At 66.5% G+C, this 11,340-nt stretch carries 12 protein-coding genes; 8 read left to right on the forward strand and 4 right to left on the reverse strand.

Annotation, left to right across the window (positions count from 1 at the left end):
- Positions 1 to 2,214 (forward strand): CHASE2 domain-containing protein (locus tag DM995_RS08340; RefSeq protein WP_116969119.1); only part of this gene is annotated, 2,214 nt, incomplete at its 5' end.
- On the opposite strand, the gene DM995_RS08345 is transcribed toward DM995_RS08340, so the two are convergent.
- The 3 genes from DM995_RS08345 to DM995_RS08355 are packed head-to-tail and all read right to left on the reverse strand — an operon-like array spanning position 2,211 to position 5,393.
- A complete protein-coding gene (locus DM995_RS08345) occupies positions 2,211 to 2,750 on the reverse strand; it encodes a hypothetical protein (protein ID WP_116969120.1) in 540 nt (179 codons plus the stop codon). The genes DM995_RS08340 and DM995_RS08345 overlap by 4 nt on opposite strands.
- Entirely contained in the window at positions 2,747 to 4,057 is a 1,311-nt protein-coding gene (locus DM995_RS08350; protein ID WP_116969121.1) for a M20/M25/M40 family metallo-hydrolase, read from the reverse strand. The genes DM995_RS08345 and DM995_RS08350 overlap by 4 nt, the downstream gene beginning before the upstream one ends.
- A complete protein-coding gene (locus tag DM995_RS08355; RefSeq protein WP_031318076.1) occupies positions 4,020 to 5,393 on the reverse strand; it encodes a class II 3-deoxy-7-phosphoheptulonate synthase in 1,374 nt (457 codons plus the stop codon). The genes DM995_RS08350 and DM995_RS08355 overlap by 38 nt, the downstream gene beginning before the upstream one ends.
- Before the next feature lie 153 nt (positions 5,394 to 5,546).
- On the opposite strand from DM995_RS08355, the gene DM995_RS08360 reads away from it, so the two are divergent.
- From DM995_RS08360 to pal, 7 genes are all read left to right on the forward strand, one after another.
- A complete protein-coding gene (locus tag DM995_RS08360; protein ID WP_116969122.1) occupies positions 5,547 to 6,041 on the forward strand; it encodes a YbgC/FadM family acyl-CoA thioesterase in 495 nt (164 codons plus the stop codon).
- Positions 6,038 to 6,739, forward strand: a complete 702-nt coding sequence (gene tolQ / locus DM995_RS08365; RefSeq protein ID WP_023837988.1) for a protein TolQ — start codon at positions 6,038 to 6,040, stop codon at positions 6,737 to 6,739. Before DM995_RS08360 ends, tolQ begins: the two co-directional genes overlap by 4 nt.
- Complete coding sequence (tolR, locus tag DM995_RS08370; RefSeq protein WP_116969123.1) at positions 6,739 to 7,203, forward strand: protein TolR; 465 nt, start codon at positions 6,739 to 6,741, stop codon at positions 7,201 to 7,203. The genes tolQ and tolR overlap by 1 nt, the downstream gene beginning before the upstream one ends.
- Before the next feature lie 32 nt (positions 7,204 to 7,235).
- Positions 7,236 to 7,553 (forward strand): hypothetical protein, encoded by a 318-nt coding sequence (locus DM995_RS21205; RefSeq protein WP_157973130.1) that lies wholly within the window; start codon positions 7,236 to 7,238, stop codon positions 7,551 to 7,553.
- Positions 7,540 to 7,740 carry a cell envelope integrity protein TolA gene (gene tolA, locus DM995_RS08380; RefSeq protein ID WP_116969124.1) on the forward strand — a complete coding sequence of 67 codons (201 nt, stop codon included), beginning with the start codon at positions 7,540 to 7,542 and terminating at the stop codon, positions 7,738 to 7,740. The genes DM995_RS21205 and tolA overlap by 14 nt, the downstream gene beginning before the upstream one ends.
- A 168-nt stretch (positions 7,741 to 7,908) precedes the next feature.
- Positions 7,909 to 9,216, forward strand: coding sequence for a Tol-Pal system beta propeller repeat protein TolB (gene tolB, locus DM995_RS08385; protein ID WP_116970378.1), 1,308 nt, complete (start codon positions 7,909 to 7,911; stop codon positions 9,214 to 9,216).
- Between the two features lie 184 nt (positions 9,217 to 9,400).
- Positions 9,401 to 9,919, forward strand: coding sequence for a peptidoglycan-associated lipoprotein Pal (pal, locus tag DM995_RS08390; RefSeq protein WP_060978835.1), 519 nt, complete (start codon positions 9,401 to 9,403; stop codon positions 9,917 to 9,919).
- 60 nt (positions 9,920 to 9,979) lie between these two features.
- Here the strand turns inward: pal and DM995_RS08395 are convergent, their stop codons facing one another.
- Positions 9,980 to 11,296, reverse strand: a complete 1,317-nt coding sequence (locus tag DM995_RS08395; protein ID WP_116969125.1) for a dicarboxylate/amino acid:cation symporter — start codon at positions 11,294 to 11,296, stop codon at positions 9,980 to 9,982.
- Positions 11,297 to 11,340 lie beyond the last annotated feature (44 nt).

The raw sequence follows: 11,340 nt of genomic DNA on the forward strand, positions 1-11,340 counted from the left end.
AGCGGCCCGGCAGCGGACGAGCCGGGCGCATCGGCGGGTCTGCGCCGCCGCTTTCGCATCGAATGGCTCTGGGTCACCGCGCTCTCGTCGGCGCTGGTGATCGCCGCGCTGATCGGCGGCTGGACCCGCCCTGCAGACGATCTGCTCTACGATGCCGCGATGCGCGCCGCCCCTGTCGAGGCGGACCCCGGCATCCTGATCGTCGCGATCGACGAACCCAGCCTCGCCGCGCTGGGCCGCTGGCCCTGGCCGCGCCGTCTGCATGCCGAGCTGCTCGATCGCCTCGCAGCAGCGCGCCCGCAATCGGTCGCGCTCGACCTGCTGCTGACCGAGCCCGAAGCCGATGACCCGTCGCTGGCCGCAGCGATGCAGTCGCTCCGCGTCCATCTGCCCGGGCAATTCCTCGTCCCCGGTCGCGATGGCAAGCCGTTCGAGCGGATCGATCCGGTGCGCGCGCTCGCGCTCCAGGCTGCAGGCATCGGCCATGCCAATACCGCTATCGACCGCGACGGTACGGTGCGCGCGGCGGCCCTGTGCTACGCTCCCGGCGGGCGCGCCGCACCGCTGCCGCATCTGATGGCGCTGAGGCCGTTGACGCGCGACTGCACCACGCCCCGGCGGCTACGCTTCGCGCGTCCGGAGAGCTTCGCCACGATTTCCTATGTCAGCGTGTTGCGCGGCGAGGTACCCCCTGCCCTGATCGCGGGTCGGCGCGTGCTGATCGGCATGACCGCGCAGGGCCTGGGCGATCGCTATCCGGTGCCGGTGTCCGATGGCGGCAACATGCCGGGGGTGGAGATCAACGCCAATATCGCCAATGCGCAGATGCAGGACGGATGGGTCCGGTCGCTACCACTCGCGGGGCAGATCGGTCTCGCCCTCGCCCCCGCCTGGCTGCTGATGATCGGCTTCTGGCGCATCCGCCCGCGCACGGCGAGCCTGCTCGCGATCGCCCTGATGCTCGGCACGCTGGCGCTCAGCACCGCGGCGCTAGCGGCGAACTGGTGGATTGCACCCGGCCCTGCGCTGCTCGGGATCGCGCTGGTCTATCCGCTCTGGGGCTGGCGCAGGTTGCAGGCGACCAGCGATTACATGCGCGGCGAGCTCTCCAGCCTGGAGCGCGAAGCTGCCTTGCCGCTGACCCCTGCCATCGCCACCGACAGCGACCATGTCACCCGCCAGGCCGAACAGCTCGCACGCGCCATCGCGCAGCTGCGCGATCTGAAGCGGCTGGTAAGCGATGCGCTGGCGGGGCTGCCCGATCCGGCGCTGGTCAGCGATCTGACCGGCCGCATCGTGCTGACCAATGGCGCGGCAAACGTCGCGTTTGGCGAGGCGCTCGATGGGGTGGAGGTCGATGGTCTTCTCGCGGATATCGCCCAGCCCGCCGCGCGCGCGTCGATCGCCGCCTATCTCGCCCATCCGGCGAGCGGCCATATCGAATTCGAGGCACGCGATGGCCGCGCCTTCGTGCTGCGCCGCGCGGAAATCGTCGGAGCCGATGGCGCGCCGCGTGGCCGGATCGACTATCTCACCGACATCACCGTCATCGCGCAGGCCCGGCGCGATCGCGAGCGGATGCTGCAACTGCTCTCGCACGACATGCGCGCACCGCAGGCGGCGATCCTGGCGCTGGTCGGGCCGAACCAGCAGGATGTCGACCGGGTGCGGATCGCCCGCCACGCGCGGCAGACGCTGACCCTGGCCGACAGTTTCGTCGATCTCGCGCGAATGCAGGAGCGCTCCTTCGAGCCCGAGCCGGTGATCGCGGCGGACCTGGCCAGCGAGGCCGCCGACAGCCTGTGGCCGCTCGCGCAGCAGCGCGGTGTTCAGATCAGCATCTCCGACAACAGCGACTGCGCCTTCGTCTCCGCCGAGCGCGAGAGCCTGTTCCGCGCGATCGTCAACCTGATCGACAATGCGGTGAAATACAGCCCCGATGCGGGCACGGTGACGGTGCAGATCGATGCGGAAGCCGAGCAGGTCCGCCTGACCATCCGCGACCAGGGCAAGGGCATCACCCCGGTCATTCTTCCGCACCTGTTCGAACGCTTTGCCAGCGAAAGCGCAGGCCATGCGGTCAAGGGCGTGGGGCTGGGGCTGAACTATGTCGCTGCGGTGGTGCAGCGCCATGGCGGTACGATTGCTGCGCACAATGCTGCACAAGGCGGCGCGGAATTCATCCTGATCCTGCCGCTCGACCGGGCCTCTTAACGGCGGCCCTTGCGGGCGATCTGCACGCTTCCCGAACCGGTATCGATCCGATCGACGGCGGCGGCGACCAGGTGCGGCAGGCTGTCGGTCAACAACGCCCTGCAATGGAATTCGGATGCCGTGCCGGCAAACGCGACGGTGCCGGTGGTGCGCTCGGTCAGCGCGATGGTCAGCCGATGGTCGCTCTTCGCGCAGCCGCGGTTGTTGCTGCGATCGGCCGCAGGGGCGATCGTGCCCATCGCCTTGCCGAAATCATCGCCCGCGCGGATCGCGATGCGCGCCGGGCGTTCGGCCAATGTCACCGAAAGCAGATATTCGCCACCCCGCTGCTGGCGCCAGCCGCGCTGGCGCAGCGCTGCGGCGACCATGTCGCGCGCCTGGCCAGGCAGGATATCGCCGTCCGCAGGCATATCGGCCAGCTCGAAACTGGCGCGCGGCGGCAGCGATGCCGGAGCACTCGCATCGACTCGCGTCATCACCGGCGCGGCGCACCCCGCCAGCAGCAGCGCCGCGACGAGCGCCGACCGGCGGATCATTTCTTCGTCCAGTCGAGATTGGCCACCGCCACCACCAATGCCAGGCCCGACGAGAGTCCGTTGATGAAGGCGTTGCGCTCGACATTGACATATTCGTCGACCGAATGCGCCCGGCCCCCGCCGCCGCCCGAGCCGATCGTGATCGCCGGGATGCCCAGGCTCATCGGAATGTTGGCATCGGTCGAAGAGGCCTGGAGCTGCGTCTCGAAGCCATGATCGGCGAGCACCTTGCGGCTGGTGACGACCAGCGGATGGGTATCGGCGGTGCCGCCGGCAGGTCGGTCGCCGATCCGCGTCTTTTCCGCCGCGATCGTGCCGACATTGGTCGAGCGGGCATAGTTTTCCGCCGTCACCGCCTCGTCGACGATCTGCAGGAAGCGCTGCTCGAGCCGGTCGAGCGCCTTGGGATCGGGCGAGCGCATGTCGACCTGAAGCTCGATCCGGTCGGGGATCGAGTTGACCGACGTGCCGCCCGAGACGACACTGGCGGCATAGCTGGTGCGCGGACTGGCGGGGACGTTGGTCTCGTACAGGCGGCGCACGGTATCGGCCATCGCGACCATCGGGTTGACGATGCCGAACGCGCCATAGCTGTGCCCGCCGGGGCCGGTGAACGCGACATTGTAGCGCTTGGAGCCCACCGCCTGGTTGACGATGCGCGAGGGGTCCGATCCGTCGACCGAGACGAACGCGGCGATGCGGTCCTTGTAGGCGTTCTTGGTGAACAGGAAGCGCACGCCGCGCAAATCGCCCGGCCCTTCCTCGCCCACGGTGGCGACGAACAGGATGTCGTGCCTGGTTTCGACCTTGGCGGCGTTCATCGCGCGGATCCAGGCGAGCAGTCCGGTCAGCCCGACCGTGTCGTCGCCGACGCCGGGCGCGTTGAGCGTATTGCCCTCGCGCCGCACCTTCACATCGGTGCCCTTGGGGAAGACGGTGTCGAGATGCGCGGTGATCGCGACCAGCGGGCCGCCCGCTGGTGCCGTCCCGCGCCGGATGCCGGTGACATTGCCCTCGGCATCGATCGCGACCTCGGCCAGGCCCAGCGCCTTGAACTGCTGCTGGAAATAGGCCGCGCGCGCCTGCTCGCCGAACGGCGGCGCGGGGATTTCGGTGATGGTGACGAGTTCCTTGACGATCCGGTCATAATCGCCCGCCAGCGCGGTCTTGGCGGCAGCGGCGCGGTATAGCTGATCGCGATGGCGAGCGCGCTGCCGAAGCCCACGCCGTTGCGGACGACCTCTTTCTGGACGATGATCCGGCGTTCGCTCATGCGGCCTTCCTGGTCGAGGCGGCGACCTCGGCATTGAGCATCTCGGCCACCTCGAAGGCGACCTCGAGCGACTGGGCCGCGTTGAGGCGCGGGTCGCAATGCGTGTGATAGCGGTCGCCCAGCGCCTCGTCGGTGATCGCGATCGCGCCGCCGGTGCATTCGGTGACATTCTGCCCGGTCATCTCGATATGGATGCCGCCGGCATGCGTGCCCTCGGCGCGGTGAACGGCAAAGAAGCCGCGCAATTCGGCCATGATCCGCTCGAACGGCCGCGTCTTGAAGCCGCTTTCGGACTTCACGACATTGCCGTGCATCGGGTCGCACGACCAGATGACCGGATGGCCTTCCTTCTTCACCGCGCGCACCAGCGGGGCGAGCCCTGCTTCGACCTTGTCGTGCCCGAAGCGGCTGATCAGCGTCATCCGGCCCGGAATGCGCGCGGGGTTGAGCGTGTCGAGCATCGACAGCAGCGCGTCGGTGCTGAGGCTCGGCCCGCACTTGATCCCGATCGGGTTGCCGATGCCGCGCAGGAATTCGACATGCGCCGATCCCTCGAAGCGGGTGCGGTCGCCGATCCACAGGAAATGCGCCGAGGTGTCGTACCAGTCGCCGGTCAGCGAATCGCGCCGGGTCATCGCTTCCTCGAACGGCAGCAGCAGCGCCTCGTGGCTGGTATAGAAGCTGGTGCCCTGGAGCTGCGGCACGGTATCGGTGCTGATGCCGCAGGCGCGCATGAAGTCCATCGCCTCGCTGATCCGGTCCGCCGTCTCGGCATAGCGCTCGGCCCAGGGGCTGCGGCCCATGAAATCGTGCATCCACTGCTGCACCTGCTGCAGGCTGGCATAGCCGCCGCTGGCAAAGGCGCGCAGCAGGTTGAGCGTCGCCGCGCTTTGCGAATAGGCGCGGACCATGCGCGCGGGATCGGGCTCGCGCGTCGCCGCCTCGAACTCGATGCCGTTGATATTGTCGCCGAAATAGCTGGGCAGCTCGAGCTCGCCCTGCTTCTCGGTCGGCGCGGAGCGCGGCTTGGCGAACTGGCCCGCCATGCGGCCCAGCTTCACCACCGGGCGCTTCGAGGCAAAGGTCATCACCACCGCCATCATCAGCAGCACGCGGAAGGTGTCGCGGATGTTGTTGGGGTGGAACTCGGCAAAGCTCTCGGCGCAATCGCCGCCCTGCAGCAGAAACGCCTCGCCAGCGGCGACGCGCGCGAGTTCCTTTTCCAGGCTGCGGGCCTCGCCGGCAAAGACCAGAGGCGGATAGGTCTTGAGCGTGGCTTCGGCATCGGCCAGCGCAGCGGCATCGCGATACGCCGGGATATGCCGCGCCTCATGGGTTCGCCAGCTATCGGGGGTCCACTTGCCTGCCACGTCATTCACTCCAGAAAATACCGCCGGCAAGGTACGCCGGGCCGCGCCCCATAGCAATGTCGGGCGCAAAATGCAGCAGCCAATTGGCATTAATGTTCCAATGCGGGCCGCAAGCCTTGCCTTTGATGTCGCAAAGACTCTAAGCGGGGGACCATGGTTCCGCCCGACATCATCCCGTTCGCAGGCCGGTTCGAGGGCCGCACGCACTATTTCGCGCTGCGCGTCTATTTCGAGGACACCGATTTTTCCGGCATCGTCTATCACGCCAACTACCTGCGCTATCTGGAGCGTGCCCGATCGGACATGCTGAGCGGGCTCGGCATCGACCAGCGCGCCACGCATGCGGCGGGCGAAGGCGTCTATGCCGTCGCCGACATGGCGCTGAAATTCGTGCGCCCGGCGAAAATGGACGATGCGCTGATCGTGATGAGCCAGATCACACGGTTGCGCGCTGCGGCGTGCATCATTCATCAACGAGTCATCCGGCGCAGCCAATCTGTCGTCGAATCGTTTGAGACACTGCTGCAGGCAGAGGTTACCGCTGCCTTCATCAACCCGGAGGGCCGTCCCATCCGCCAGCCCCGCGCCTGGATGGACGCCTATAACCAGATCCTCGATCCCGACCAGAAAGACCCGTCCCCGTTATGATCGATACCATGGGCCTGACCCCCGATGCCGTCACCCTGTCGCCGCTCAAGCTGTTCATGGAGGCCGATCTCGTCGTCAAGGCGGTGATGATCGGGCTGGCACTGGCCAGCATCTGGACCTGGACGATCATCATCAGCTTCGGGCTGAAGATCGCCAGGATCGGCAGGGAAAACACCGCGTTCGAGCAGGATTTCTGGAAGGCGGGCGATATCGATGCGTTCTACAAGGCGCGCGGTCACGAGAAGCTGCCGAGCGCGCGCGTGCTCGCTGCCGGGGTCGCCGAATGGCGGCGCACCACCAAGGGTCGCGTGACCGATCGCGACGGCGCGCGCCAGCGGCTCGCCACCGCGATGTCGTCGAGCGTGGGCCATGAGATCGACACCCTGTCCGATCGGCTCAACTTCCTCGCCACGGTCGGCTCGGTCGCGCCGTTCGTCGGCCTGTTCGGGACGGTCTGGGGGATCATGCGCAGCTTCACCGCGATCGCCGCCGAGCAGAACAGCTCGCTCGCGGTCGTCGCGCCCGGCATCGCCGAGGCGCTGTTCGCCACCGCGATCGGCCTGTTCGCCGCGATCCCGGCGGTCATCGCCTATAACCGCTTCTCGCACCGGCTGAACAAGCTGGAAGGCAAGCTCTTCCGTTTCTCCGACGCGTTCCACGGCGAACTCAGCCGCGAGCTCGAGAAGGAAAGCTTCTGATGGGCATGTCTGTCGGACCTTCGGGTGGCGGAAGCGGTCGGCGGCGCGGAGGATCGCGCGCACCGATGGCGGAGATCAACGTCACCCCGTTCGTCGACGTGATGCTGGTGCTGCTGATCATCTTCATGGTCACCGCGCCGCTGCTGGTCGCGGGCGTGCCGATCGACCTGCCCGACAGCCGCGCCAACGCGCTGGAGCAGGAAAAGGAGCCGGTGCAGATCTCGCTCGATGCCGAGGGTCAGGCGTTCATCGATGACGCTCAGGTCAGCATGGACGACCTGCCCGATGCGCTCGAGGCGCTGCGCGAGCAGCGCGGCGAGGACAATGGCGATGCACCGCAGGTCATGCTCCGCGCCGACCGCGCGCTCGATTATGGCAAGGTCATGCTGGTGATGGGCGAGTTGAACCGGGCGGGCCTCAACCGCGTATCGCTGGTCACCACCGGTTCATCCGACCGCCCATAACCGGTTGAAGACGAAAGGCTTACGAGCAAGGAATGGAGAAGAGCGAGCGTCTTGGGCTTTCGGTGGCGGTGGTCGGCCATGTCGCGCTGTTCGCCGCGCTGTCGCTCGGCATCGCCAGCCGCAGCGAACTGAAGATGCCGGTCAAGCCGATCGAGGTCCAGCTGACCGACGAGGTCGGCCTCGAATCCGAATCGCCCACGCCCAACGTCGAGGCGGCGACCGCGACCGCGCCCGAGATCGCGCCGCAGGTCGAAAAGGCCGCGCCTGCCGCGGAGAGCGAGCCCGAACCCACACCGCCGCCCCCGGTCAAGCGCCCTCTTGCGCACGCGGGTCGTCGTGAAGCTCGATGAGAATGGCAATATCGTCGGCACGCCACAGGCCACCACCACCGGCGTCAACGCGAGCAACCGCGCGCAGGAGGCGCTGCACAAGGAGCGCGCGATCGCTGCGGTCCGCCGCGCCGCGCCGTTCAAGTTCCCCGCGCAATATTATGCGGAATGGCAGACCATCGAGCCAACCTTCTATCTGGGATTGTAAGCTATGCGAATTCCTACCCCTAACCCTTCCCCGTTTGTCTCGAGCGTGTCGAGGGACGAATGCGCGACCGTAGCCACAACCTCCCTCGACTTCAGCCAAAGGCTGAAGTTCATCCTGAGCGACGCCGACAGGCGTCGTCGAAGGGCTCGGGACAAACGAAAGTGGGTGATCGGCTTGTCGGTTGTGTTGGCTGCGCTCACCACCACCCCCGCTTATGCCCAGCTGGCAGTGGACGTGGACAATGCCGGCAGTGCGGACCTCGTCATCGCGGTCCCGGCGCTGCCCACCCCGCAGAGCGAAAACACGCTCGCCGGCACCACCGAAGACCTCGGCAACCGCATCAGCGACGTCATCGCCTCGGACCTCGACCGGTCGGGGCTGTTCAAGCCGATCGGCCGCAATGCGGTGAAACGGATCACGGTCGACGAGGTCACCGCTCCGACCTTCCCCTATTGGCAGGGCCGCAGCGCCGCCGCGCTGATCCAGGGCTTCGTCAAGGCGAACGGCGACGGCAAGATCACCGTGGGCTGCTATCTCTATGACGTCGCCCTGGGCAGCGAACTCACCCGCCAGGGCTTTGTCGTCGAGCCGGCGGACTGGCGCCGCGCCGCGCACAAATGCGCCGACAGCATCTATTCGCGCCTGTCGGGCGAAAGCCCGTTCTTCGACAGCCGCATCGCCTATATCGCCGAGACCGGCCCCAAGGGGAACCGCACCAAGCGCCTGGCGATCATGGATTCGGATGGCGCGAACCACCGCTTCATCACCAACGGCCAGTCGACCGCGCTGACCCCGCGCTTCTCGCCCGACTACAAGCAGATCGCGTATCTGAGCTATGTCGACGGCAATCCGCGCATCTATGTCTATGACCTGGGCACCGGCCGCCAGCGGCTGGTGACGCAGAGCCGCAACCCGACCTTTGCGCCGCGCTGGTCGCCCGATGGCCGCTATCTGCTCTATTCGATGGCGATCGGCGGCAACACCGACATCTACAAGATCTCGGCCGAAGGCGGCACGCCGGTGCGGCTCACCGACGGCCCCGGCATCGATGTCGGCGGCAGCTTCTCGCCCGATGGCAGCCAGATCGTGTTCGAAAGCGATCGCAGTGGCGGCCAGCAGCTTTATGTGATGAACGCCGACGGCTCGAACCAGCGCCGCATCAGCTTTGGCGGCGGGCGCTATGCGACTCCCGAATGGAGCCCGCGCGGCGACCTCATCGCCTTCACCAAGATGCAGGGCAATTTCCGCATCGGGGTGATGAGCCCCTCGGGCGGCGGCGAGCGCCTGCTGACCAACAGCTGGCAGGACGAGGCCCCGACCTGGGCGCCCAATGGCCGCGTGATCCAGTTCTTCCGCACCGGACGCGGTGCGGTCAGCTCGACCGTCTGGCAGGTGGACCTCACCGGCGCGAACGAACGCCGCCTGCCGACGCCGGTCGATGGTTCCGATCCCGCCTGGGGCCCGATCCTGCCCTGATGGAGCCTTTTATGCGTTCCGTGGGTTTACCCTGTCGATGAATGGAGTCAGACTTCCTTCAGCTTAACATTGGTTATATTTCGCTACGGGGTTGCTTCGGCACGGTGTTACAAGCCCCGCACTTTCCCCACGGGGCCTAGTCTGTGTCGTCTGTATGGCCCCACACACAAGAAGGAGACGCTCGATGAGAACTGTCCGCAACACGCTCGTCCTGGCCACCGCCGTCATCGCATTGGGCGCCTGCGCCAAGAAGGCCCCGCCCGAGCTGCCGCCCGCGCCGGGTCCGGCGGTCGACAATTCGCAAGGACAGGACAATTCGGGTGTCGGCAATGTCGCCGTTCCGGGCAGCCAGGCCGATTTCCTCGCCAAGGTGCGCTCCGACCGCATCCTGTTCGATCTTGACCGCTACAATGTCGATGCCGACGACCAGATCACGCTGCAGAGCCAGGCGCAATGGCTGGCGCAGTATCCAAACAAACAGGCGATCATCGAAGGCCATGCCGACGAGCGCGGCACGCGCGATTACAACCTGGCGCTGGGCGAACGCCGCGCCAATGCGGCGAAGAACTATCTCGTCTCGCTGGGCGTCAGCGAATCGCGCCTGCGCGTGGTGAGCTACGGCAAGGAACGCCCCGCCGCGATGGGTTCGGACGAGGCCAGCTGGGCGCAGAACCGCCGCGCGGTCACCGTGACCATCGACTGATCTCACGCATCAGTTCAAGGCATTCCAAGGGCCAGCCGTGCACAACGGCTGGCCCTTTTCTTATTCGCCGACCGGCAGATCGAGCCCGCGCTTGCCGTGCTCGGGCGTGTCGTGCGGTGCATGGGGAAGCTCCATTTCGGCCGGCTCGGGCACTTCCAGCATGCCTTCCCATTTGGTGATGACGCTGGTCGCGACCGCGTTGCCGACGACGTTGGTCGCGGTGCGGCCCATGTCGAGGAACTGGTCGATCGCTAAGATGATCGCGACACCCTCGACCGGCAGGCCGAATTGCGCCAGCGTGCCGGTGATGACCACCAGGCTGGCGCGCGGTACCGCAGCGATGCCCTTGGACGAGACCATCAACGTCAGCAGGATCAGGATCTGCGTCGTGATCGAAAGCTCGATGCCATAGGCCTGCGCGATGAACAATGTCGCGAAGCTCATGTACATCATCGAACCGTCGAGGTTGAAGCTGTAGCCCAGGGGCAGCATGAAGCCCGAAATGCGGCGCGGCACGCCGAACCGGTCGAGTTGTTCGAACATCTTGGGCAGCGCCGCTTCGGACGAGGCGGTCGAGAAGGCGATCAGCAGCGGCTCGCGGATATAGCGGATCAGCTGCCAGATCTTGCCGCGCAGGAAGATCCAGCCCATCGTCAGCAGGATGATCCACAGCAGCACCAGCGAGGCGTAGAACTCGACCAGCAGCTCGAAATAGGTGCCCAGAATCGCCAGCCCGCTACCCGCGACCACTTTGGCGATCGCGCCAAACACGGCGACGGGCGCAAAACGCATCACATAGCCGGTGATCTGCAGCATCATCTCGGCCAGCGCCTCGGAGCCGCGTACGAGAGCCGCGCCCTTTTCGCCGATGGCCGAGAGCGCCACGCCCGCGAACACCGAGAAGACCAGGATCTGCAGGATGTTGTTGGTCGCGAGCGCCTCGAGCGCGTTCTTGGGGAAGATCGACAGCGTGAACTCCCACGCGTCGAGCTTCTTCACCTCACCCACCATCTTGGCCGCTTCCGCCGCTTCGGGGATCGGCGCGCCGATGCCCGGCTGGAAGAGGTTGACCATCAGCAGCCCGAGCCCGATCGAGATGAAGCTCGCGGTGATGAACCAGGTCAGCGCGCGCACGCCGATGCGGCCGAGCGCGCTGCTGTCCCCCATATGCGCGATGCCGACGACGATGGTCGAGAGCACCAGCGGCGCGACGAGCAGCTTGATGAGGTTGAGGAAGATGTCCGAGAGCAGCTTGAACGTCTTGGTGATATATTCGAACATCGGGCTGTCCGCCGCGACACCGACATGGACGGCATAACCGACCGCCACGCCGAGCACCATGCCGGCGAAAATATACCAGGTAAGCTTGCGATCCATGGTCCTGCCCTTTTGTCCCTAGTTCGTGTCCTACCGGGCTACCC

Origin of the sequence: Blastomonas sp. UPD001 (genome assembly GCF_003426715.1) — a bacterium.
GTDB lineage: Bacteria > Pseudomonadota > Alphaproteobacteria > Sphingomonadales > Sphingomonadaceae > Blastomonas.

What these genes read in the sequence shown, in the direction of transcription:
- DM995_RS08345 (WP_116969120.1), bottom strand. Translation starts at nt 2,750, where the DNA reads ATGATCCGCCGGTCGGCGCTCGTCGCGGCGCTGCTGCTGGCGGGGTGC.
- DM995_RS08350 (WP_116969121.1), bottom strand. Translation starts at nt 4,057, where the DNA reads ATGCCGAGGTCGCCGCCTCGACCAGGAAGGCCGCATGAGCGAACGCCG.
- DM995_RS08360 (WP_116969122.1), top strand. Translation starts at nt 5,547, where the DNA reads ATGGTTCCGCCCGACATCATCCCGTTCGCAGGCCGGTTCGAGGGCCGC.
- tolQ (WP_023837988.1), top strand. Translation starts at nt 6,038, where the DNA reads ATGATCGATACCATGGGCCTGACCCCCGATGCCGTCACCCTGTCGCCG.
- tolR (WP_116969123.1), top strand. Translation starts at nt 6,739, where the DNA reads ATGGGCATGTCTGTCGGACCTTCGGGTGGCGGAAGCGGTCGGCGGCGC.
- DM995_RS21205 (WP_157973130.1), top strand. Translation starts at nt 7,236, where the DNA reads ATGGAGAAGAGCGAGCGTCTTGGGCTTTCGGTGGCGGTGGTCGGCCAT.
- pal (WP_060978835.1), top strand. Translation starts at nt 9,401, where the DNA reads ATGAGAACTGTCCGCAACACGCTCGTCCTGGCCACCGCCGTCATCGCA.
- DM995_RS08395 (WP_116969125.1), bottom strand. Translation starts at nt 11,296, where the DNA reads ATGGATCGCAAGCTTACCTGGTATATTTTCGCCGGCATGGTGCTCGGC.